This is a genomic window from Gemmiger gallinarum (assembly GCF_014982805.1).
Lineage (GTDB): Bacteria > Bacillota > Clostridia > Oscillospirales > Ruminococcaceae > Gemmiger > Gemmiger gallinarum.
The window spans coordinates 576,260-599,029 of the sequence record NZ_JADCKC010000002.1 but is presented as its reverse complement, the minus strand read 5'-3'; the positions used below and the strand labels follow the sequence as shown (position 1 = coordinate 599,029).

The following is a 22,770-nucleotide window of genomic DNA, read 5'->3' as shown; positions in this document are numbered from 1 at the left end:
TAGCCACCAAAACGCCAAAGCGCGAAAACCCTTGTAAATACAGCATTTTTTAAGGAGATGTAGAGATATATGAAATTAGGAATTGTCGGCCTGCCCAACGTGGGCAAGTCCACCCTGTTCAATGCGATCACCAGCACCAAGAATGCCCAGGCGGCCAACTATCCCTTCTGCACCATCGAGCCCAACTCCGGCATTGTGGCGGTGCCCGATCCCCGGCTGGACAAGCTGGCCGAGGTCTGGCAGACCGACAAAAAGACCCCTGCCATTGTGGAGTTTGTGGACATTGCGGGCCTGGTCAAGGGCGCGTCCCAGGGTGCCGGTCTGGGCAACAAGTTTCTGGGTCACATCCGGGAATGCGACGCCCTGGTCCATGTGGTGCGCTGCTTTGACGACGACAACATCGTCCACGTGGTGGAGGATGTGAACAAGCCCGAGAGCGTGGACCCCATCCGGGACATCGAGGCCATCGACCTGGAGCTGATCCTCTCCGACCTGGAAGTGGTTTCCAACCGTCAGGGCCGTCAGGCCAAGGCGGCCAAGACGGGCAACAAGGCGGCTGCTGCCGAGGCTGCCTGGCTGGCCGAGCTGGCCGCCCATCTGGAGGCAGGCAAGCCCGCCCGCACCTTTGAGCGGGACGAGGCCGACGAGGCCCAGGCCCACACCTGGAAGGAGATGGGTCTGCTCTCCGCCAAGCCGGTGATCTACGCCTGCAACGTGGGCGAGGACGACCTGCTGGGCGGCATCGGGGAAAACCCCTACTATCCGCTGGTGGCGGCCCGGGCAAAAGAGGAGGGGGCCCAGGCCCTGCCCATCTGCGCCAAGACCGAGGAGGACATCGCCGAGGCATCCCCCGAGGAGAAGCTGGCCTTCCTGCACGAGATGGGCATTGAATCCACCGGCCTGGACAACCTCATCAAGGCAAGCTACGAGCTGTTGGGCCTCATCAGCTTTTTGACCGACGGCAAGAAGGAATGCCGCGCCTGGACCATCAAGCGGGGCACCAAGGCGCCCCAGGCTGCGGGCAAGATCCACTCCGACTTTGAGCGGGGCTTCATCCGCGCCCAGGTCATCGCCTACGACACCTTGGCCGACTGCAACTTCGACTATGCGGCGGTGAAGGCCAAGGGCCTGCAGCGCACCGAGGGCAAGGAGTACGTGGTCAACGACGGCGACATCATCGAGTTCCTGTTCAACGTCTAAGGAGGAAAACCAAATGACATACGGCATCATGGGCGCCATGCCCGACGAGGTGGACCAGCTCTGTGCCCGGCTCACCGGCGTGACCAAAGAGAGCTACGCCGGGGTGGAATACCATCAGGGCAGGCTGGGGGACAAGGAAGTGGTGGTCTGCTGCGCCGGCATGGGCAAGGCCAACGCTGCCTCCACGGTGCAGGTGCTCATCACCCGGTACGGGGTGGAGCGGCTGATCTTCTCGGGCATTGCGGGCAACATGACCAGCCGCATCGGTATCGGGGATGTGGTCGTGGGGCAGACTGTATTTTATCACGACGCCGAGCTGGACATGCTGGCCCAGAGCGCGCCGTTTCTGAAGGAATACACCGGGGACCCCACCCTGGTCAAAGCAGCGCTGGACGCCTGTTCTGCCTGCGGAGTCAGGGCCATTGCCGGGCGCATTGCCACCGGCGACCGCTTTGTGGGAGACGCCGCCACCAAGAAAGCCATTGAGGAAGCCTGCCATCCCGACTGCGTGGAGATGGAGGGCGCCGCGGTGAGCCAGGTGGCAGGCCGCAACGGCGTGCCCTGCGTCATTCTGCGTGCCATGAGCGACAATGCCGACGAATCCGGCTACGACGTGCTGGTGGTGAAAAAGTTCAGCATCACCGAGTATGTAAAGACCGCCACCGACATTGTGACCCGCATGCTGGAAACCCTGTAAGCCTTCCTGCCATCCGTCCGGGCCGTCGGCCCGGACCCACACAAGAAGGGAGAGACCCCCCCCATTGGATCTGGCTCTCATCACTGCCAGACAGGTATTGATCCTGTTTCTCATGATACTGGCCGGTTTTGTCTGCGGCAGGACCGGCGCCATCAAGCCCGAGGGAAAAAAGACCCTGTCGAAACTGCTGCTGTACCTCGTTTTGCCGGCCATGATCCTGGATTCCTATCTGATCCAGTTCGACGCCGCCACCTTTGAAAACCTGCTCCTGGCCTTCGGCCTCAGCGCCGCCCTCATGCTGGGGGGCGGGGTGGTGGCAGTGCTGGCCACCCTGAAAAGCAAAAGCCCCGACCGCACCATGGTGCGGTTCGCCTGCATCTTTTCCAACGCCGGATACATGGGCATTCCCCTCATCCGGGCGCTGTACGGCGAGACGGGGGTGCTGTTTGCCAGCGCCTTTCTCACCGTATTCAACATTCTGGTCTGGACCATCGGCTATGTCATGATCAGCGGCCAGATGGAACCCAAAGCGGTTTTGCGCAGCATTGTGACCTGCCCCAGCATCATCGCCGTGGCGGCGGGGCTCATCATCTATCTGGGCCGGGTTCCGGTGCCCGGCGTGCTGGTGGAGACGGTGGGCCTGGTGGGGGACATGAACACCCCCATCTCCATGATCATTACCGGCCTGACCATGGCCGACCGGGACCTGCGGGCCCTGCTGAAAAACCGGGACCTGCCCCTGGTCATGGGGCTGCGGCTGGTGGTCATCCCCCTCGTCTGCCTGGCCGTGCTGCGGCTTTTGGGCGTGCGGGGCATTGTGGCCGATATCGTCCTGCTGCTGGAAGCCTGCCCCACCGCCGCCATCACCACGGTGTTTGCGGTGCGCTTTTCCAAAAGCGAGGACCTGGCCGCCGGCTCGGTGGTCTTTACCACCCTGGCCAGCATGATCTGGCTGCCCGTCTACGCCCTGCTGGTGTCGGCAGTGTGACAAAACCCAAAAAGTTTTCCACAGCATTGTGCAAAATAACCCCGCCCCCGGAAGGTGCATCGCCTTCCGGGGGCGGGGTTTTCTTATGGCGTGCGGCTGCTGCCCGGCTTCGGCTTACAGAAAGCCCCGCCAGGTCTGCTCGGCCTGTTCCTGGAACTGGCACAGCTCCTGCATGAGCTTGTGGGCGCCGGGGGAGGCCTCCGGATAGTCGGTCTCCGCCCGCTTGCAGTCCATGACGCCCTGGCCGCTGCCCTCGGCCAGCATGGTGGCCAGATTGCGGGTGGACTTGTCCATCATGGTGCGGGTGCGGATACCCATGCTTACCCCCATGCGGGCGGCGGCGCTCTGACCCTTGGCCTCCACCCCGATGGCATCCAGCGCCGTGTGGGCCGCCTGATTGATGCGGCGGTACTCCCGCTTCTGGCGCAGCATCTCGTCCTTGAGCTGCTGGTCCCGGGTCAGGGTCATGAGCTCATCCAGGGTATTCTTGCCCATCTCGGTGTTCTGGACGATCTCCTGAAGCATGGATTCGTTGTCATGTTGATTCGCCATACAAAAATAACCCCCTGTGTACGCAGATCTCGGGCGGCTCATCCGGGCCGCCGGTGATAGTATGCGCAGACAGGGGGAGGGATATTCGGTTGTGGTCAGGCGTTGGCCAGGCGCTGCTCTGCCAGGGCGAGCAGCATATCCCAGCTGCCGGTCTCGGCCCAGTCGGCACAGGCCACCGCCACATTGAATTCGGAGCGGCGGGACAGCGAAATGTTGAACACCCGGCGGTTGCCGTCCATAGCCTCCCGCACGTTGGAGGCCAGCTTGGCGCCGGGATATTCTCCGGCCAGCAGAAAGACCCCGTCCTCCAGCCGGACCAGGATGACCTTTTCGGGGTCGGCGCCGGCGGCCCGCTGCAGAATGCCCGCCGCCGTGTTCAGGCAGCAGTCGGCGGCATCGCGGCCGAACTCATTGCAGATGCGGGCGTACTCCTTGACGCGGACCAGCGCGATGCCGATGGCGGCGCCCGCATGGCGGGGCAGCCAGGACTCGGCCAGATAGCGGCGGTTGTAGGCGCCGGTGACATAGTCCCGGCTAAGCTCCTCATGATACTGGCTGAGCAGACGGCGCAGGGCGTTGGCCTCCCGTCCCTCGGCAAGCTGGGGGTCGGGCAGATGGCAGTTCATCACGATCAGACAAGGCTGTCCGTCCACCTTTACCGCGCGGTAGAGCGTGATGGAATCCTCACCCTCCGCTGCGGGCAGCCAGCCGTGGCCGGAGCTGTCCAGCACCGGGATTCGACAGCTGCCGCTGCCCGGGGTCAGCGTGGCGGGGTCCAGCAGGCAGCCGGTGGCCGGGTCCGCCAGACAGACCGTCGGGAACATCTGCTGCAGGGCGTCCAACAAGGACACAATCTCACTGCGGGTATATTCCTGTTTCATGCGATTCCCCTTCCCTTGCACGGCGGCGGCAAAAAGCCCCTCTGCCGGGGCCGCGCATTCTTTTCATGGGGACAAAAAGCCCCCTATGTATAAAATATCGGTTCTCTCCCATATTTTATCATAGAGGGCCAAGATTTCCTATCTTTGCGTTGCACAAAGAAATTTCAGAAACGGCGGGGAATATTGGGCATCCCGCCCATGAAAATTCTGCCGCAGCGTCATTTTTTGACGCTGTGTGCGGATTTTTCCACGACTGTACGGACAGTTGTTTCCTTTATGGAGGCAACTGCATCTGCTTCCGATTTTTTCTCATCGTTCCGGGCCGGTGTTTCTGCCTTGTCCTTGGCAGTATTGACGGGGGCGGCAGGGGCCTTGGCGGGCTTGAGGGGATCGGCCCGGAAATACCGCGCCGACAGGGTGCGGATCTGGGCGGCCAGGGCGGTGGTAAAGACGCCGTCGGCGGCGCGCCACTGCCAGTTGCCGCTGGCAAGGCCGGGGGTGTTGATGCGGGCATCAGGACCCAGTCCCAGCCAGTCGGTCATGGGGATGACGGTGAGCCGGGCGGGACTGGCCAGCACGCCACGCAGAATGCCCAGCCGGATGCCCTCTCCCTCGGTAAGGGCCAGGTAGCCGGTGAGCTGTTCCCGCTGTTCCGGAGTGAGGTCCTCCTCCCACCAGCCCATGAGGGTGTTGTTGTCATGGGTGCCGGGGTAGCAGACGCAGTTGACGGGATGGTTGTGGGGCAGATATTCGTTGTCGGTGCCGTCCAGGGCAAACTGCAAAACCTTCATACCGGGGAAGCCGCTGTCGGCCAGCAGCTTGCGCACCGAGGGAAACAGCTCGCCCAGGTCCTCGGCCACGATGGGCAGCTCGCCCAAAGCAGCGTGAAGCATGCGGAAGAGGTCCATGCCGGGGCCCTGCTCCCACTTGCCGTTCCGGGCGGTCTTTTCCCCGGCGGGAATGGCCCAGTAGGTATCAAAGCCCCGGAAATGGTCGATGCGCAGAATGTCGTAGATGGACAGGGCGTGGCGCACCCGGTTGATCCACCAGGCATAGTTGGTCTTTTTGTGGTAGGCCCAGTCGTAGAGGGGATTGCCCCACAGCTGGCCGTCGGCGGCGAAGTAGTCGGGCGGGCAGCCGGCCACCCGCAGGGGATGGCCGTCGGCGTCCATCTCAAAGAGTTTGCCGCCCGCCCAGGCATCGGCGGAGTCGGCGGCTACATAGATGGGCACATCCCCCATGATGCGCACGCCGTGGGCGTTGGCGTAGGCTTTGAGGGCCTGCCACTGCTTGTCGAACTCATACTGCACAAAGGTCCAGAAGCCGGTCTCGGCGGCATGCTCCCGGCGGAATTCGGCCAGGGCCTTTTCGTCGTGCAGGCGCAGGGGACGGGGCCACTGCTGCCAGTCGGCCATCTTCTGTTCCTGCTTGATGGCCATGTACAGGCAGTAGTCGGGCAGCCAGCCGTCGCACCGGAAGGTGAAGCGGTACCAGTCGTCGGGGTAGGGGGTCTCGCAGCCGGGGACGGGGCGCTGCTTCAGGAAGGCGGCGTAGGCCTTGCGCAGGACGGTGAGGCGCTTTTCATACAAAATGCCGTAGTCCACCTTTTCCGGGGCTTTGCCCCAGTTGGTGAAGGCATAGTCAGCGCGGGAGAGGAGCCCCTCCGCCGCCAGCAGGTCCAGGTCGATGAAGTAGGGGTTGCCCGCAAAGGCGGAGCAGCTCTGGTAGGGGCTGTCGCCGTAGCCGGTGGGGCCCACGGGCAGAATCTGCCACACACTCTGGCCCGCCCGGGCAAGAAAGTCCACAAACCGCCGTGCCGGGGTCCCCAGGGAACCGATGCCGTAGCCTCCGGGCAGGCTGGACAGCGGCATCAGGATGCCGCTTGCGCGTTTCGTCTGCATAGTTCAGATCGTCTCCTTTACCAAAATGATACCGCAAAAACCGCATCCACGCGGGAAAGACAGAATAACAGAACGTTCAGGGCACACCCAGCCCGGCCAGGACCGCCTGCACAAAGGCGGTGCGGGTGGCGGTGGAACGGCCGGAAGCCGCCACCACGTTGGCCCCCGCCTTGGCCAGGTCGGCGCACTGGGTGGAGGTCAGCACCACCTCGGGCAGGATGCCGGTGCTGACCAGCTGGACCTGCAGGGCGCCCAGGGGGGTGGAGTCGGAGGCAGTGTTCCAGGGGGTGACCAGATAGAGCTCGTCGGTGAGGCGGGTGTTGCCGTCACCGCTGCCGTACAGCCACAGAATGGCGGAGGCCGCCTCCTCCAGATTGGCGCTGCCGTTGTCGGGCACGGCCAGATACCCGGCGCAGGCCAGGGTGGGATAGTTCATCAGGCCGGAGAGATTGTATTCCTCGTTGGAGAGGTCGCTGTCCTCCAGCTGGCACTTCACCGGCAGGGGCACCAGAGACTGGGCGGCGTCGGAGCCCGTCACCGACACAATGTCGGACAAAAGCCCCCGGTACAGCAGGGCCGTGCCCGCCCCCAGGGCACCTGCAGCGTCCTGCATGGTCCGGGCGCTGTCCCCGGCGGTGTGGTCCGCCTCCAGCGCAATGGCGCTGTACAGGCCGTTGAGGGGCCCGGTGAGGGTCTGATCAGTATATTCGCTGCCGGCGGCCAGCAGAACATTGGTGAACAGCGCTCCGCCCAGATAGGCGGATTCATCCCCGCCGCTCATGGCAAAAACGCCCTCCAGACCGGCGGCAGCCTCGGGCTTTTCGGCGGGCAGGGTGTAGGCCTTGCCGTTGAGGGTCAGGCCGGTCTCGGCAGGGGAGTCGATCCAGGCGGTGAGCTTGTCGGCAAAATTGCTCCACTCGGTCCAGGAGGCATTCTGCAGGTCGGTGACGCAGTCCTCCCCCAGCAGGGCGGTGAGCATATTGCTGTCCGCCCAGTAGGCGTAGAGAGTGCGGCCCATGGGCAGGGCGGTGACTCCCTCCTGACCCTCGGCGGGCAGACCCGCCCGGCTTGCCGCCGCGGACAGCATGGAGTCGGCGGTCAGGTCGGTCCAGCCCTCGGCGCTGTCCGGCGGGGCGGACAGCAAAGCCAGGTCGGCGGAGGCCAGACCCTCCTCCCCGGACACAAACTCCACCGTGACGCTCCGGCTCCCGGCGTAGGCGCTCAGGGCGGTGCGCCCGGCGCTGCCTTCGGGCAGGTCGCAGTAGACGGTGAGACTGTGAGATTCGGCGGCGGGAGCGGCGGGCAGCGTCGTCCCCTGGGAGGAAGTATCCTGTGCGGAACAGCCGGCCAGACAGGCGGCGGCCAGCAGTGTGGCAAGTAAGCGTTTCATGGAAAAGGTTCTCCTTTTTGTGGCGGGAAAAAAGACGGTGCCGCGCCGGAAGCCTCCGGCGGCAGGCCGTACAGAAAACACTGATTTTATTATAGCGGATGACGGCGCTTTTTTCCACTGCCGTTTTTATGCAGCTTTCCCGGCAACCCGGTTTATGCTATAATGTCTCCATATTGCGAAAAAAGGAGCTGAGCCCATGACCCCCACCCGCCGCCTGTATGAAGAAACGCCGACACAGCGCACATTTGATGCTGTGGTTGTGGACTGCCGGCCCGACCCTTCCGCCGACGGCTACCGGGAGACCGCTCTGGATGCCACCGCCTTCTACCCCGAGGGCGGCGGTCAGCCCTGTGACCTGGGCATGCTGGGGGACCGGCCGGTGCTGGCGGTGCGCATCGACAGCGAGGGCGTCGTCTGGCACCGGACGGCGGAGGCCCTCACCCCCGGGCAGATCGTCCACGGGGAGATCGACTGGGCCCGGCGCTTTGACCACATGCAGCAGCACACGGGGGAGCATATCCTCAGCGGCATCCTCCATAGCCTGTACGGGGCGGAGAATGTGGGCTTTCACATCGGCAGCCCGGCGGTGCGGGTGGATGTGAGCCTGCCCCTGACCGCCGACCAGCTGGCAAAAGCCGAGGAACTGGCCAACGATACCGTGCAGGCGGACAAACCGGTGCGCTGCTGGGTGCCGCCCCGGACGGAGCTGGCCGGCCTGCCCTACCGCAGCAAAAAGGAGCTGGAGGGGGACGTGCGGCTGGTGGATGCGGGCGGCGCCGACCTGTGTGCCTGCTGCGGCACCCATGTGGCCACCACCGGACAGGTGGGGCTCATCAAGATTCTCAGCGCCCAGAACTACAAGGGCGGGGTGCGGCTGGCGGTGGCCTGCGGCAAGCGGGCCTATCAGGCGGTGTGCGCCCTCTGGAAGGACAGCCAGACGGCCGGGGCGCTGCTCAGCGTCCCGGCGGGGGAGAGCACCCGGGCGGTGCGCCACCTGCTGGATGCCCAGAGCACCGACCGCCAGCGCCTGGCCGCTTTGCAGAACGCCCTGGCCGATCAGACGGCAGCCGCCGCCCCGGCAAGCCAACCCTATGTGGGCTTTTTTGAGGGCCCCGACCCCGACGGCCTGCGCCGCATCTGCCTGAGCGTGGCCCAAAAGACCGGGGCCCGGTGTGCCGTCTTTGCCCCCGGCGGCCAGGGGCTGGCCTACGCCCTCTCCGACCCGGAGGACGCCCGCACCCTCTGCCGCAGGCTGAACGCCCGGTTCGGCGGCCGGGGCGGCGGCAAGGCAGGCTTCTGCCAGGGCAGCCTGCCCGCCGACGCCGACCGCAAAGCGGTGGAGGCATTTCTGCTTGAGGAATGAGAAAGGAGGCGCCGGGTATGACGGCTGCCGAGCAAAAACAGGCCGCGGAAAAATTTGCCGCCGCATGGCAGGGCCGCGGGGATGAAAAACAGGAGACCCAGTCCTTCTGGCTGTCCCTTTTGCGGGAAGTATACGGGGTGCAGGCCCCGGCGGACTATATCCGGTTTGAGCTGCCGGTCAAGATCGACCACACCAGCTTTATCGACGGGTATATCCCCGCCACCCGGGTGCTCATCGAGCAGAAGGGGGCGGACATCGACCTGAAAAAAGGATACCGCCAGTCGGACGGGTCCATGCTGACGCCCTTCCAGCAGGCGCGGCGGTATGCGGGGTATCTGCCCCATGACCAGAACCCCCGCTGGATCGTGATGTGCAATTTTCAGGAGTTCCGCATCCATGACATGAACCGCCCCAACGACGAGCCGGAGGTCCTCCGGCTGTCCGAGCTGGGGGAGCAGTATCACCGGATGCAGTTTCTGGTGGACACCGGCAGCGAGCAGATCAAGCGGGAGATGGAGGTCTCCATCCAGGCGGGCAACCTGGTGGGGCTTTTGTACGACGAAATTTTGAAGCAGTACAAGGACCCCACCGACCCCCACAGCCTGAAAAGCCTGAACATGCTGTGTGTGCGGCTGGTGTTCTGCCTGTATGCGGAGGATGCGGGGATCTTCGGCCGGCGGGGGATGTTTCACGACTACCTGAAAGGGGTGGCGGACATCGACCCCAAGGGGGTGCGCCGGGCGCTGATCGACCTGTTCCGCACGCTGGACACCAAAGAGGCCGACCGCGACCCCTATATGGACGAGACGCTGGCGGCCTTCCCCTATGTAAACGGCGGCCTGTTTGCGGATGAAAACATTGAAATTCCCCAGTTTACCCCCCACATCATCGACCTGATGCTGCGCAAGGCCAGCGAGGATTTTGACTGGTCGGAGATCAGCCCCACCATTTTCGGGGCGGTGTTTGAGAGCACCCTGAACCCCGAGACCCGCCGCAGCGGGGGCATGCACTATACCAGCATCGAGAACATCCACAAGGTGATCGACCCGCTGTTTCTGGACGACCTGCGCAGAGAGCTGGACGGCATCCGGGCGGTGGGGGTGGAGCGCACCCGGCGGACGCAGCTGCAAAATTTCCAGAAAAAGCTGGCGGGGCTGACCTTTTTGGACCCGGCGTGCGGGTCTGGCAACTTTTTGACCGAGACCTATCTGAGTTTGCGCCGTCTGGAGAACGAGGTCATCGGGATGCTGCACCACGACCAGATGATGCTGGGCGATGAGCACCACAGCCCGGTGCAGGTATCCATCAGCCAGTTTTACGGCATCGAGATCAACGACTTTGCGGTGACGGTGGCCAAGACGGCGCTGTGGATCGCCGAGAGCCAGATGCTGGAGGAGACCAAAAAGATCATTTACACAAACATTGACTTTTTGCCCCTGAAAACCAACGCCAGCATTGTGGAGGCCAACGCCCTGACCCTGGACTGGGAGACGGTGGTGCCCAAGGCAAAGCTGAATTATATCATGGGCAACCCGCCGTTTGTGGGGGCGCGTATGATGGTGCCCGCCCAAAAGGACGACCTGCGGCTGGTGTTTGGCTCGCTGTGGAAAAATCTGGGCAATCTGGATTATGTGGCCGGGTGGTACAAAAAGGCCGCCGACTATATTACGGGAACCGCTGTGCGCACGGCGCTGGTTTCCACCAATTCCGTCTCTCAGGGAGAAGCGGTTGCCAATCTGTGGAAGCCGCTGTTTGCCGATGGTGTTCATATTGATTTTGCACACCGGACTTTCCGTTGGGACAGTGAGGCAAAAATCAAGGCCCATGTGCACTGTGTCATCATCGGATTCAGCAAAGCCCCCGGCGACAAACCCAAAGTGATTTACTCCAACGGGGAACCCCATATTGCCCACAATATCAACGGCTACCTGCTGGATGCCGAAAATGTCTCTGTGGAAAGCCGCAGCAAACCGCTGTGTGCCGTGCCGGAGATTGGAATGGGCAATCAGCCTATAGACAATGGCAATTATCTGTTTGAAAAAGAGGAAATGGAAGCCTTCCTCAAAAAGGAACCGGCAGCGGCAGAATATTTTCATCCCTGGTATGGTGCGTATGAATTTATCAACCGAAAACCCCGCTATTGTCTGTGGCTGGGAGATTGCACCCCGGCCCAGCTGCGTAGTATGCCGGAATGTTTGAAGCGGGTGCAGGCGGTACGAGAATATCGTTTGAGCAGCAAGCGCCAGTCTACCCTTAAACTGGCAGATAAACCGGCCAGATTTCAAACAGAAAATATGCCTAAAGGCACATATATTATTTTGCCGAAAGTTTCCTCTGAAAAGCGTCGTTACATTCCTATGGGCTTTATGTCCCCGGAATCATTTAGTAGCGATCTGGTTTTCATTATTCCAAATAGTAGACTTTACCATTTTGGCGTTCTAACCTCTAATGTTCATATGTCTTGGATGCGTACTGTTTGCGGGCGTTTGAAGAGCGACTACCGCTATTCCAAAGATGTCGTCTACAACAACTTCATCTGGCCCGACCCCACCCCGGAGCAGAAGGCCCGCATCGAGCAGACCGCCCAGGGCATTCTGGATGCCCGGGCCCTCTACCCGGACAGCAGCCTGGCCGACCTCTATGACGAGGCCACCATGCCCCCGGAGCTGCGCCGCGCCCATCAGCAGAACGACCGCGCCGTCATGGCGGCCTACGGCTTCAGCGTCAAAATCAGCGAGTCCGACTGCGTCGCCGCCCTGATGAAGCTCTACCAGCAAAAGACCGGGCAAAAAGCCTGACCCCCCGCCGGGCATCCCCGGCAGATACACACAAAAAAGGAGAACCCGCCCCATGCGAATGCGTTTCAAACCCTATGCCAGGCCGGAACTGCTGGCCTGTGATTTCCACGTCCATGAGCCTCTGAAAAACGCCGGCCACTGGCACGAGCTCTACCCCCGCCCCGACCAGCCCCTGCATCTGGAGCTGGGCTGCGGCAAGGGCGGCTTTATGGCTCAGCTGGCCCCCCGGGACCGCAGCATCAACTATCTGGGCATCGACATCACCGACAAGGTGCTGATCCTGGCCAAGCGCAAGATCGAGGCTGCCTACGCCGAAAAGGGCATCCCCGCCGACAACGTGCGCATTGCCTCTCTGGACATCGAGCGCATGCGGCTGGTCTTTGCCCCGGAGGATACGGTGCAGCGTATCTACATCAACTTCTGCAACCCCTGGAGCAAGAACGCCGGCAGCAACAAGCACCGCCTGACCCATCCCCGCCAGCTTTTGCAGTACCGCATGCTCATGCCCGAGGGCGCGGAAATCTACTTCAAGACCGACGACGACGATCTCTTCCGCGACAGCCTGGGCTATTTCCCGGCGGCGGGCTTTGAGATCACCTGGCAGACCTTCGACCTGCACAAAGACGAGCCCGACTGGAACATCCGCACCGAGCACGAGGGCATGTTCAGCGAGCAGGGCATCCCCATCAAGGCGCTCATCGCCCGCAAGCTGCCCGACTCCGCCGTCACCTGGCAGGAGCCCAAGGCCCTGGCCCGTGCCGCAGAGGAAGCAGAGGAAGCCGAAGGGGCCGGCGCCGCACAGGGTGAGGAGGCCGACGACTGCGTATGACCGCCACAGTCTGGGAGTACATCCTGATCTTTTTCATCTACGCTTTCATGGGCTGGACCACCGAGGTCATCTTTGCGGCCCTGCGTTCCCACACCCTGGTCAACCGGGGCTTCCTCAACGGCCCCATCTGCCCGGTGTACGGCTTCGGCATGGTGGCCATGCTGGTGCTGCTGGGACCCTGGGCCCGCAGCATGGGCGCGGTGTTCCTGGTGGGCGTTATTGTGCCCAGTCTGGTGGAACTCATCGCCGGGGCGCTGCTGTACAAACTGTTCCACGCCCGCTGGTGGGATTATTCCGAAAAGCCCTTCAACATCGGGGGCTTTATCTGCCTGCAGTTTTCCCTGGCGTGGGGGGCGGCGGCCATCGTCATGGTCATGGTGGTGCACCCGCCCATTGCCCGTCTGGTGGCCGCCATCCCGGAGACTGCCCTGCGCATCACCGACCTGGTGCTGCTGGCTGTTTTTGCCGCCGATGTGGGCGTCTCGGCGGCGGAAGCCATCGGCCTGGAACGGGGCCTGCGTCAGATGGAGGAGCTGCGGGCCGCCCTGCGCCGGGGCAGCGACCTGCTCACCGAGCTGGTGGGCGGGCAGGCCCTTACCGCCGACGAACTGTGGGACGAGGGCAAACTGCAGCTGGCCCTGGCCCGCATGGAAGGCCGGGAAAATGCCGCCGAGGCCCTGGCCCAGTTCAAGACCCGCCGCAGCGAGATCATGACCCGCTACCGGGAACTCACCGCCCGGCTGGACCGGCAGCGGTTCTTCGGCGCCGGACGCCTACTCCGTGCCTTCCCCACCCTGAAAAGCCCCGAGCACAGCGAGACGCTGGAACGCCTGCGCCGCCATCTCCACGGCTTCGGCCGGGGCGGCTGGGGCCGCCGCTGAGGTTTGGCCTTTCCGGCAGAGACCGTGCCCGGCAAATCCCCGTCAAATCGTTGAGAATCCGCCGATACAAAAAACAGGACCCCACAGCCGCCGTGCGTTTGCGGCTGTGGGGTCCTGTGCTGTTTTGGTGTGGTGTGAAGCGGTCAGGCCTTGCCCTGGCTGCGGCGGCGCAAGGCGCGCAGCGCCCGCAGGGCCTGCAGACGGCGGCGGGATACCGGCCGGGAGGTGTCTGCCGCGGGGGATTCCTCCTCATCCTCTTCGGGGAGCAGGTCGTCGTCCTCCTCCTCGTCATCGTCGGTGAGCACCGGCATGACGGGACGGCGGGGGCCCCGGCTGGGGGGCTGCTCGTCCAGCACCGGCTCCTGCTCCTGACGCAGAATGGGCTGGGAGAAGATGGCGCCCGGTACCTCGTGGGCGGGGGCGTCCTCCTCCTCGTCGTCCTCCACCAGGGTGAAGCCGGGACGGGTGCGCTCGGTCTCCGGCTCGGGCAGGGGTTCGCCCGCGGGCTCGGCATGGCGGGGCTCGGTGAGCTGGGGTTCCGGTTCGGGCGGTTCCTCCGCCGCCAGCTCTGCCGCCGCCTTGGCAATGGCCTTCTCGGAAAAGTCCAGCTGTACCTCGGGGGCTTCCACCGGGTGCAGGTCCAGCTCCTCGGCGGGAGGCTCGGTGTCGGCTGCCGCGCCGGGGGCGGTGTCCACCGCCTCCTGTCCGGCTCTGGTCAGCACGTCGGCCATATGCTTGAGATAGTCCAGCAGCTCGGTGCGGCGCTGGTCCATCTGGGCGATCTCCGCCTTGAGGTTGTTGAGCCGCAGCTGATGGATGTTCTGGATCTCGTTGGCCTCGCTGGCCGCCGCGTCGATGAGCTCCTGGGCCTGGACCCTGGCCTGGTCCCGGGCGGTGCGGGCAATGGCTGCCGCGTCGCTTTCCGCCTGCTGGGCGGTTTCCCGGGCCTCCTCCCGGGCCTGGCGGAGGATCTCATCCGCCTTGGCCTGGGTGTCGCTCATCAGCTTCTGGCGGCTGGCCTCCAGCGACTGTTTGGCCTCGTCCAGCTCCCGGCCCTTGACCTTGAGGGCCGCCTGGGCCTGGTCCGCCTGCTCCTGCAGACGGCGGTTCTCCCGGGTGAGATCGGCGTTTTTCAGGGTAAGTACGGCGTTCTGATCGGAGAGAGAACGGTTTTTCTCCCGCAGGGTGGAGACCTGGCCGCTCAGCTCCTGACGCTGGCGGGAATAGTTGTCGCTGCTGCCCGCCAGAGAAACGTTCTGGTCGGTGAGCATGCGGTTGCGGGCCGTCAGGGCCTGGCAGTGCTTTTCCAGCCCGGCGTTTTCCTGGGCCAGCTGCTGGGCGCGCTCCTCCGCCCGGGTCAGACGCTTTTCATATTCGCTGCTCAGCGCAAGCAGGGCCTGGCGGACATCATCCGGTTCCAGCCCGCCGAAGCGCGCCTTGCGGATGCCGCACTGGTCGATAAATGCCGCAATGTCGATGTTTGCCACTGTTTCGCCGTCCTGTTCCGGCGCACTGTGCGCCTGTTTTGTATAAGTACTATAATTATACCAAGACACAGGCCGCAAATCAATACGAATCCCCGGGGATCGGGGCGCACAGGCGGGCAAAGGGGCGAAATCCGGCAACAAAAATGCCGCGGTGCGGGGTGCACCACGGCGGCAAAAGGCAGGGGAAATGGGAATCGGGTTCCGGTACAGTCCGCGGTCAGGGCGGCGCAAGGGCCCCGGCAGGGGCATCGGTGGGCGGCCGTCCGCCCTCCGCAGGGCGGACCGGTCTGCTTTTTTGGGGGAAAAGCAGAGCGGGAGAAGTGATGGTTGCTTGCTTGGGGGGAGTGAAGCGTCGGATCAAAATCAAGAAGGTACGGGGGTATCTATGTCGCCATCGGCAGGCCGCCGTCTGCGGCGGGCGGGATGGTCAAAGATCCGCATGCCGCCGGACTTGGCCCCGGGCGGACGGACGCCCGCCCGGCGGCGGCACTGTCTGGGCAGGGAGTGGATTGGGCTGACTCACAAAATCGGCAAAACGACTGCGGATGAATGGGATGAAACCGGGCGGCAGTCCCTCAGATGCGCAGGTGGGGCAGGACGGCGCCGGGACAGAGCAGAATGGTCACGGCGGTAACAGCGGCGGGGCCGTCCCCGGGACAGGACGGCGCAGAAGTTCCCGGCGGCGGGGTGGCATCGGGCCGTTCATCCCGCACGGGACGGGGCAGACGGATGGTGCGGCCTCCGACGGCCCGGGTGCCGGCGGGCAGCAGGGGAATGTCGGTCCAGAGTTCGGTGTCCCCGCAGGCAAGAAGCGCTGCGCCGGGGGCGGCCAGCAGCAACAGCGAGGCTGCCAAAGCCCGGCGTGCGGCCTGACGCATGCGGCGGCGCAGGACATCCAGCGCCCGGCCGGCGTTATCCAGCAGGGCGGAGGACTGGGCGGCAGAGTGGGCGGGCTTTGCGGCCCGCACAATGCGGACGGCAGCGGTGCGGGCCCGGCCGGCCAGCAGGCAGCAGGCGGCCATGGCCGCGGAGACAAAGGCAAACGCAGGATGCGTGATGTGCTTCATGACTGGATTCCTCCCTTGGTTCAGCGTGTGGAACGAAATGAAGGTCCGGCACAAAGGGAGAGGCGGGCGCTGCTCCGGCGCAAAACGCGGCAGAGGGCCGCGCCCGGACCGGCAGGGAAAAGGCGGGCTGTCCGGCAGAAAACCGCAATGGGCGGCGGGCCCGGCGCATCACAGGCGGCGCGGGCAGCGTTATGTAAACGGGCCGGACAGAAGTCCTTTCCCGGCCGGGAAGCCGGGCAAAAGCAGCGTACACGGAGGGGCCCTGGGCCTCTCCCCGGGTGCTGAGACGAGTATAGCCTGTCCCGGGTGCGAAGGTTGAAAAAGGATGTCGGCGGCGGCCAAGAACTTCTCGCCAAAAAACGTGCAAAGAGGGCGGAAAAACCGGCGGCAAAGAACGGATGCGTCACCTTTGCCGCGGATACTGCCGGAACGCCCGCCGCGAAACGGAAAAAAGTTTTGCACACAGTCCGCGGCAGATGGAAAATTCAGGAAAGATCTTGAGCGCCGGGCTGCCTGCCCCGGCGCAGAAACCGGGCGGTGGATGCCATACAAACCATGGAGCGCGGCACGTTTTCCCCCGCCGCCGGTGGGAGCGGACAAAACAGGAAGGAACATTCTGCGCGGTTCCATAAGAAAACAAAGCCGCAAAATTCTAACTGCAAGGCGGCATCTGCGGCGTTATCGGGCTTTGCATTCCAAAAAGGAGTGCTGGGGTGGCACAGCCACGAAAGCCCCAGTGGGGCTTTCGACCGGCCAAACCGGTCTGCGCTCTGCGCAGATGCCGCCCGTCGTTTTTGGGCGGCAAGGTTAGAGGCCCTCTGCCTTGCATCTGCCGCCATGCAGCGATTTTGCGATGCTTCACAGTTCTTGCAGAACCTTTGTTTTCTTATGTCGCTCGCGCTTTGCCTTTCTCCTTTTCATGGCGTTTTGACTGAAAAAGTGCCCGGACTTTTGGTCAAAACCGGTCAAAACATAATCCATTTAGTTGAAAGGCCGAAGGGAATTCGCTATAATCAATAACAAGTTCCTGTTATCCGGCGGCCCTGCAACAGAGGCGCCGCCTGAAAATACGAGGAGGGGAATGTCCATGGATCTGCGGACCATCCTGCCGTGGGTGTGTGCGGCCGCCGTGGTGCTGGCCGGCCTTGTGGTGCTGGCGGTGATTTTGCGCCGGCGCAGCAGACAGCGCAAACTTCTGGCCGAGCAGCTCAGCCGCAAACTGCGGGAGGAAGCCCTGGACCGGGCGCTGGCCAACCGGCGCGGCCCGGCGGCGGGGCACAGCTCTCCCGACCCGGTGCAGGTGCAGTACAAAATGACTGCCGACCGCAGAGGCGGCGGACCCCTGCTGCGCCTGACCGAGCAGAACCAGACTGTGACCCGGGTGTATCTGCTGGACCGGGCGCAGCGGCTGTTTCTGGGGGTGCAGGACGGCCGCACCGTGGTGCGCAAGGATTACGACGCCCGCGACGGCATTTTGTGCGAGCTGTACGCCCGGCAGGACGGACAGTTTGCCCGGGCGCTGAGCGGCGGCGTGCAGCTGCTGCGGGGCAAGTCCGCATCGCCGCTGGCGGCGGGGGGCACCCCCCTCAAAACGGGGGACCGGATCGTTTTGCCGGGAACGCAGTTTCTGGTGGAGCTGCTGTGAACGAGCGGGATAAGGCGCGAGTGACATAAAAAACAAAGGCTGTGCAGGGACTGTGCCCGGCCGCGCGGCCCATGCCGCCTGGCAGACGGAATTTTCGGATTGGTTTTTTATGGAACCGTGCAGAAGGAGGAGTCGGGATGAGTGTAGTGCTTTCGGTCTGCGGGGAGAACGCCTACAAGGAGTTCGTGCTGCCTGCGGCCTCAAACATCCGCACCACGCTGGTGATCCGGCGGGATGTGTTCGGTCTGGAGGAAAACCTGGAGCTGTTTGCCGAGAATGAGGACGGCACCTGGTATCTCTCCGACGACAACGACCCCCGTCTGGAGGACCCCCGCCAGCGTCCCCGCCGGGTGCTGGCCAACGGCGACTACTATCTCTACCAGGTCAGCGGACGGACGGTACTGTTTGTGATGGTGTCGGTATCCGACCAGCGGTTCAGCAGCTACCGCCGCTACCGCCTGCCGTCGGAGGGCGTACAGATCGGCACCGGGCCGGAGTGCGCTCTGCAGTATTCCTTTGTCACCGGCAATGCCGAGTACATCTCCCGCTGCCATGCCCGCATCACCCTGACCGACGGCGGCATGGTGCTCACCGATACCAGCCACAACGGCGTCTTTGTCAACAGTGCCCGGGTGCGGGAACCGGTGCGGCTGAAATTCGGGGACCGCATCGACATCTGGGGGCTGAATCTGGTGGCCCTGGACAGCGTGCTGGCCGTCCGTGCCAACCCCGCCCTGCGCATCGACCAGAGCCGTCTGGTGCCCGGGGACCTGCCCGCCCGGCCGCTGCAGCAGCCGGAACAGACCGAGCGCTACCATCGCTCCCCCCGGCGCATTGCCAAGCTGGCTGCCGGCGCTGTGGCCATCGAGCCCCCTCCCGCCCCCGAGCAGGAAAAAAACGCCCCCCTCATCATGACCATCGGCCCGGCGCTGACCATGACCCTGCCCATGCTGGCGGGCAGCAGCCTGGCGGTGTTCGGGGCCTCCACCGGCGGCGCCTACATGTATACCGGCATTGTGACGGCGGTGCTGTCCGGCGTCATCGGCGCGGTGTGGGCGGCGACCAACCTGCTCTACGGCCGCAAGAGCCGCCGGGAACACGAGGCCCAGCGCTTCAACGCCTACAGCGAGTACCTCATCCGCCGGGCGGCCGATATCCGCCGGGATTATGAGGAAAACACCCGCCTTCTGCTGGAGACCTACCCTTCCGCCCGGCAGTGCATCGCCAACGGCTGCCAGGGCAAACACCTGTGGGAGCGCAACGCCGCCCACGAGGACTTTCTCCGTTTTCGCCTGGGTCTGGGGGACCTGCCCTTTCAGGAGACCATCCAGGTCCCGGCGGAAAAATTCGAGCTCTATCCCGACACCCTGCGGGACAAGCCCCGCCTGATCCGGGACAACTTCCAGACGCTGCATCAGGTGCCGGTCTGCGTGGATCTGGAACAGGAGCGGCTCATCGGCCTGGTGGGCGGTCCCGACCTGGCCGGAGCCCGGGGCGTGCTGTACAATCTGCTGGCTCAGATCGCGGTGCAGAACTGCTATACCGATGTCAAGCTGGCCTTTCTCTATCAGGAAAACCAGGGCGACGACACCGAAAAGTGGGCCTGCTGCCGCTGGCTGCCCCACGTCTGGTCGGAGGGGCGCAAAAGCCGCTATGTGGCCGCCAATGCCGCCGAGGCCAGCGATGTGCTCTATGAGCTGGCCGCCGTGCTGCGTACCCGCAGCGAGCAGGCAGGCAAGGCCGGGGACAAGGTCCGGTTCCGGCCGTGGTATGTGGTGGTCATTGAGGACCCCGCCGTGCTGGAGAACGAGCCCATTGCCAAATATCTGCTGGACCCGGCCCGAAATCTGGGCGTGACCGCCGTTTTCCTGGCAGACCGGGTGGAGGACCTGCCCAACGCCTGCGACTGCATCCTCCGCAACGACGCGGAATATTCCGGCATCTACCACGCCCGGGAGGCGGACATGGAGTCCGGCCGCCTGCAGCTGGAGACCTGCGACGCCCGCAGCCTGGAGACTCTGGCCCGGGCTCTCTGCCGGGTGGAGGTCAGCGAGATGGAGGTGGGGGGCGAGATCCCCAACTCGGTGACCTTCCTGGACATGTACGGCGTGGCCCGGCCGGAGGAGCTCAACGCCCCCGAACGCTGGAAGCGCAACCGCACCTACGAGAATATGCGGGCCCTCATCGGCCAGAAAGCCGGGGGCCAGCCCTGCTATCTGGATGTCCACGAAAAGTACCACGGTCCCCACGGCCTGGTGGCGGGCACCACCGGTTCGGGCAAGTCGGAGACGCTGCAGACCTACCTCCTCTCCCTCTGCCTCAACTTCAGCCCCTACGACGTGGGGCTGTTCCTCATCGACTACAAGGGCGGCGGCATGGCCAATCTCTTTGACGGCATGCCCCACATGCTGGGGGCTATCTCCAACCTGTCCGGCCGTCAGATCCAGCGTGCCATGGTCTCCATCAAGAGCGAGAACCTCCGCCGTCAGCGCATCTTCAACGAGAACGGCGTCAACAACATCAACCTTTACACCACCCTCTACAAAAACGGTGAGGCCACCCAGCCGGTGCCCCACCTCTTCATCGTCATTGACGAGTTCGCCGAGCTCAAGCGGGAGCAGCCCGAGTTCATGCGGGAGCTCATCAGCGTGGCCCAGGTGGGCCGCAGCCTGGGCGTGCACCTCATCCTTGCCACCCAGAAGCCCAGCGGCACGGTGGACGACAACATCTGGAGCAACGCCAAGTTCCGCCTCTGCCTGCGGGTGCAGGACAAGCAGGACAGTATGGACATGCTCCACCGTCCCGACGCCGCCTACCTGACCCAGGCCGGACGGGGATTCCTCCAGGTGGGCAGCGACGAGGTCTTTGAACAGTTCCAGTCGGGCTGGAGCGGCGCCGCCTACGACGAGGCCTCCGCCGGCGCCAAGCAGGTGCTGGCCAGGATGCTGACCAACCCCGGCAAGACCGCCCTCACCGGCAGCTACCTCAAGCGCCGCCGCAAGGAGGAATCCCAGGCGGCCTGGCTGGGCACTCTGTCCGAGCTGGCCTCCCAGGTGCGGGCCGCCTGCCCCGGGGAGGACCGGGAGGCGGAGGACACCCGCCTGGACCTGCTGTACGGCAAACTGGCCGACCGGGGCATCGACTTCCCCCGCTCCGACAGCAGCGACCGTGCCCTCAAGGCCCTGCTTTCCCTGAGCGCCGAGGCGGATGACGCCTCCATCCGGGCGGAGGCCCGGGGCAGCTGGATGGCCCGCACGGCAGCCGCCCGGGGCCTCAAGCTGCCGGAAAAGAAGGAGACCACCCAGCTGGACGCCATGGTGGAATACCTGGCCCGCACTGCCCGGGAGCAGGGCTACCGTCCTCTGCCCAAGCTGTGGCAGGAGCCGCTGCCCGAGCAGCTTTTGCTGGAACAGCTGGCCGGCTGGAAGCAGCAGACCTTCATCGGCGGGCGCTGGCCTGCCCATGGCCGCAAGTGGGAGCTGGCAGCCATGATCGGCCTGGCCGACGACCCCGGCAACCAGAAACAGCTGCCGGTGGGCATCAACTTTACCCGGGGCGGCCATTATGCCCTGCTGGGCGCCGCCTCCACCGGCAAGAGCACCTTTGTGCAGACGCTGCTCTACTCTCTGGTGGAGCGGTTCTCGCCGGAATACCTCAATATCTATGTGCTGGATTTCAGCAGCCGCATGACCCAGCCCTTTGCGGGGGCGCCCCAGGTGGGCGGCATCCTGTTCGAGGATGATGTCTCCCGGGTGGGCAAGCTGTTCTACCTCATGCGCACCCTGCTGGCCGAGCGCAAGGCCCTCTTCCGGGGCGGCGACTACGAACAGTACGTCACCACCAACGGGGCGGCCTGCCCGGCGGTGGTGCTGGTCATCGACAACGTGGCCAACTTCCGGGAAAAGACCCAGGAGGCCTTTGACGACGAGCTCATCCGTCTGGCACGGCAAGGGGCCAGTTACGGCATCTATCTCTTCCTCACGGCAGGCGGTTTCTCCATCAGCGAGATCCCCGGCCGTCTGGGAGATCAGCTGCGGTCCAGCCTCTGCCTGGAACTGTCCGACATCTACCAGTACGGCGACGCCCTGCGCCTGCCCCAGCCCAAGGTCCTGCCCGAGCAGGATGTCCACGGCCGCGGCCTAACGGTGGTGGATGGCGCTGTGCTGGAATACCAGACCGCCCTTGCCCTGCCTGCCGCCGACGCCTATGCCCGCGCCGAGAAGATCGAGGCCCGGTGCAAGGCCATGGCGGAAACATGGCAGGGCAGCCCCGCCCGGCCCATCCCCTTCATCCCCGAAAAGCCCCAGTGGCAGGACCTCATGGACCGGCCCGAGACGGCAGCCCTGCTGGCCGACGACCGGCACCTGCCCATCGGCTACGACTATGAGACGGCGGGCATCTACAGCGTGGACCTGCGCTTTACCTACTGCTACACCGTGGCGGGCCGCGGCCGCAGCGGCAAGACCAACCTGCTCAAGCTGTTCCTGCGTATGGCCAATGCCAGAGGCATGCGGCTGACCGTCATCGAGACCGAAGGCGCCGCCCTGCAAGGGGAGGCCGCCGCTCTGGGGGCGGAGTACTGCCGCACTTTGGAGGAGATCGTTGCCTTTGTGCGGGACTTGGGCCCCACCTTCCGGGACCGCCATGTCATCCAGCGGGAGCTGCGGGCCTGCGGCACCGAGGAGGACGATATCTATACCCGCATGACCCGGGAAAAGCCCTGGCTTGTGGTGGTGGCCGACCTGGCCGCCTTTGTGGAGCGGGTCACCCGGCAGGATGCCAGGGATCTGCGCCTGGACGGCTCTCTGCTCAACCTCATCGGCAAGGGATTCCTGCACAACATCTACTTTGTGGGAGCCCTGGACCAGAACGACCGGAGCCGGGTGGCGGGCACCCCGTTGTTCGAGGAGTTCGTCAAGGACGGCAACGGCATTCATCTGGGGGGCAGTGTTTCCTCCCAGCAGCTGTTTGACTTCAGCGGAATGCCCTTTGCCCTGCAGGGCAAACCGGAAAAGCCCGGCGTCGGCCTGGTGCCGCCCCGGGACGGCGAGCCCTATCGCCGGGTGATCCTGCCCCAGGTAAAGGGGTGAG

General features: G+C 64.3%; 16 protein-coding genes. 10 read left to right on the top strand and 6 right to left on the bottom strand.

Translation table 11 applies throughout. From position 1 onward, the window contains the following. The first annotated feature begins 69 nt into the window (after positions 1-69). From ychF to INF35_RS08360, 3 genes are all read left to right on the top strand, one after another. Complete coding sequence (ychF, locus tag INF35_RS08370; protein ID WP_193501435.1) at positions 70-1,200, top strand: redox-regulated ATPase YchF; 1,131 nt, start codon at positions 70-72, stop codon at positions 1,198-1,200. A gap of 13 nt (positions 1,201-1,213) precedes the next feature. Next, a complete protein-coding gene (locus tag INF35_RS08365) occupies positions 1,214-1,897 on the top strand; it encodes a 5'-methylthioadenosine/adenosylhomocysteine nucleosidase (protein ID WP_193501433.1) in 684 nt (227 codons plus the stop codon). 64 nt (positions 1,898-1,961) lie between these two features. Next, positions 1,962-2,885 carry an AEC family transporter gene (locus tag INF35_RS08360; RefSeq protein WP_235983163.1) on the top strand — a complete coding sequence of 308 codons (924 nt, stop codon included), beginning with the start codon at positions 1,962-1,964 and terminating at the stop codon, positions 2,883-2,885. A 114-nt stretch (positions 2,886-2,999) separates the two neighbouring features. Here INF35_RS08360 and INF35_RS08355 read toward each other — a convergent pair whose 3' ends face one another. From INF35_RS08355 to INF35_RS08340, 4 genes are all read right to left on the bottom strand, one after another. Next, entirely contained in the window at positions 3,000-3,437 is a 438-nt protein-coding gene (locus tag INF35_RS08355; protein ID WP_193501431.1) for an exosome complex component, read from the bottom strand. A gap of 95 nt (positions 3,438-3,532) precedes the next feature. Next, positions 3,533-4,318, bottom strand: a complete 786-nt coding sequence (locus INF35_RS08350; protein WP_193501429.1) for a GGDEF domain-containing protein — start codon at positions 4,316-4,318, stop codon at positions 3,533-3,535. A gap of 218 nt (positions 4,319-4,536) precedes the next feature. Beyond that, positions 4,537-6,219, bottom strand: coding sequence for a 4-alpha-glucanotransferase (gene malQ, locus INF35_RS08345; RefSeq protein ID WP_193501427.1), 1,683 nt, complete (start codon positions 6,217-6,219; stop codon positions 4,537-4,539). A gap of 76 nt (positions 6,220-6,295) precedes the next feature. Continuing rightward, positions 6,296-7,609: a hypothetical protein gene (locus INF35_RS08340; RefSeq protein ID WP_193501425.1), complete on the bottom strand. Its 1,314-nt coding sequence runs from the start codon at positions 7,607-7,609 to the stop codon at positions 6,296-6,298. Between the two features lie 196 nt (positions 7,610-7,805). Here INF35_RS08340 and INF35_RS08335 point away from each other — a divergent pair, with 196 nt between their 5' ends. The 4 genes from INF35_RS08335 to INF35_RS08320 are packed head-to-tail and all read left to right on the top strand — an operon-like array spanning position 7,806 to position 13,480. Then, positions 7,806-8,972 (top strand): alanyl-tRNA editing protein, encoded by a 1,167-nt coding sequence (locus INF35_RS08335; protein WP_193501423.1) that lies wholly within the window; start codon positions 7,806-7,808, stop codon positions 8,970-8,972. 17 nt (positions 8,973-8,989) lie between these two features. After that, on the top strand, positions 8,990-11,770 hold the full coding sequence (locus INF35_RS08330; RefSeq protein WP_193501421.1) for a class I SAM-dependent DNA methyltransferase: 2,781 nt from the start codon (positions 8,990-8,992) through the stop codon (positions 11,768-11,770). Between the two features lie 52 nt (positions 11,771-11,822). Beyond that, positions 11,823-12,599, top strand: a complete 777-nt coding sequence (gene trmB, locus INF35_RS08325) for a tRNA (guanosine(46)-N7)-methyltransferase TrmB (RefSeq protein ID WP_193501419.1) — start codon at positions 11,823-11,825, stop codon at positions 12,597-12,599. After that, positions 12,596-13,480 carry a putative ABC transporter permease gene (locus tag INF35_RS08320; RefSeq protein ID WP_193501417.1) on the top strand — a complete coding sequence of 295 codons (885 nt, stop codon included), beginning with the start codon at positions 12,596-12,598 and terminating at the stop codon, positions 13,478-13,480. The genes trmB and INF35_RS08320 overlap by 4 nt, the downstream gene beginning before the upstream one ends. A gap of 143 nt (positions 13,481-13,623) precedes the next feature. Here the strand turns inward: INF35_RS08320 and INF35_RS08315 are convergent, their stop codons facing one another. Continuing rightward, on the bottom strand, positions 13,624-14,967 hold the full coding sequence (locus tag INF35_RS08315) for a coiled-coil domain-containing protein (RefSeq protein WP_193501415.1): 1,344 nt from the start codon (positions 14,965-14,967) through the stop codon (positions 13,624-13,626). 575 nt (positions 14,968-15,542) lie between these two features. Beyond that, positions 15,543-16,034: a hypothetical protein gene (locus INF35_RS08310; protein WP_193501413.1), complete on the bottom strand. Its 492-nt coding sequence runs from the start codon at positions 16,032-16,034 to the stop codon at positions 15,543-15,545. 555 nt (positions 16,035-16,589) lie between these two features. Here INF35_RS08310 and INF35_RS08305 point away from each other — a divergent pair. The 3 genes from INF35_RS08305 (at position 16,590) to essC (ending at position 22,769) form a co-directional block, all read left to right on the top strand. After that, positions 16,590-17,054, top strand: a complete 465-nt coding sequence (locus INF35_RS08305; protein WP_193501411.1) for a hypothetical protein — start codon at positions 16,590-16,592, stop codon at positions 17,052-17,054. A gap of 67 nt (positions 17,055-17,121) precedes the next feature. Then, positions 17,122-17,679, top strand: a complete 558-nt coding sequence (locus INF35_RS08300) for a hypothetical protein (protein ID WP_193501409.1) — start codon at positions 17,122-17,124, stop codon at positions 17,677-17,679. A 137-nt stretch (positions 17,680-17,816) separates the two neighbouring features. Beyond that, on the top strand, positions 17,817-22,769 hold the full coding sequence (essC, locus tag INF35_RS08295; protein WP_193501407.1) for a type VII secretion protein EssC: 4,953 nt from the start codon (positions 17,817-17,819) through the stop codon (positions 22,767-22,769). Position 22,770 lies beyond the last annotated feature (1 nt).

Bases quoted from the DNA above. Each gene is read 5' to 3' on its own strand.
- ychF (WP_193501435.1), top strand. From the start codon at position 70: ATGAAATTAGGAATTGTCGGCCTGCCCAACGTGGGCAAGTCCACCCTG.
- INF35_RS08365 (WP_193501433.1), top strand. From the start codon at position 1,214: ATGACATACGGCATCATGGGCGCCATGCCCGACGAGGTGGACCAGCTC.
- INF35_RS08355 (WP_193501431.1), bottom strand. From the start codon at position 3,437: ATGGCGAATCAACATGACAACGAATCCATGCTTCAGGAGATCGTCCAG.
- INF35_RS08350 (WP_193501429.1), bottom strand. From the start codon at position 4,318: ATGAAACAGGAATATACCCGCAGTGAGATTGTGTCCTTGTTGGACGCC.
- malQ (WP_193501427.1), bottom strand. From the start codon at position 6,219: ATGCAGACGAAACGCGCAAGCGGCATCCTGATGCCGCTGTCCAGCCTG.
- INF35_RS08340 (WP_193501425.1), bottom strand. From the start codon at position 7,609: ATGAAACGCTTACTTGCCACACTGCTGGCCGCCGCCTGTCTGGCCGGC.
- INF35_RS08335 (WP_193501423.1), top strand. From the start codon at position 7,806: ATGACCCCCACCCGCCGCCTGTATGAAGAAACGCCGACACAGCGCACA.
- INF35_RS08330 (WP_193501421.1), top strand. From the start codon at position 8,990: ATGACGGCTGCCGAGCAAAAACAGGCCGCGGAAAAATTTGCCGCCGCA.
- trmB (WP_193501419.1), top strand. From the start codon at position 11,823: ATGCGAATGCGTTTCAAACCCTATGCCAGGCCGGAACTGCTGGCCTGT.
- INF35_RS08320 (WP_193501417.1), top strand. From the start codon at position 12,596: ATGACCGCCACAGTCTGGGAGTACATCCTGATCTTTTTCATCTACGCT.
- INF35_RS08310 (WP_193501413.1), bottom strand. From the start codon at position 16,034: ATGAAGCACATCACGCATCCTGCGTTTGCCTTTGTCTCCGCGGCCATG.
- INF35_RS08305 (WP_193501411.1), top strand. From the start codon at position 16,590: ATGGAGCGCGGCACGTTTTCCCCCGCCGCCGGTGGGAGCGGACAAAAC.
- INF35_RS08300 (WP_193501409.1), top strand. From the start codon at position 17,122: ATGGATCTGCGGACCATCCTGCCGTGGGTGTGTGCGGCCGCCGTGGTG.
- essC (WP_193501407.1), top strand. From the start codon at position 17,817: ATGAGTGTAGTGCTTTCGGTCTGCGGGGAGAACGCCTACAAGGAGTTC.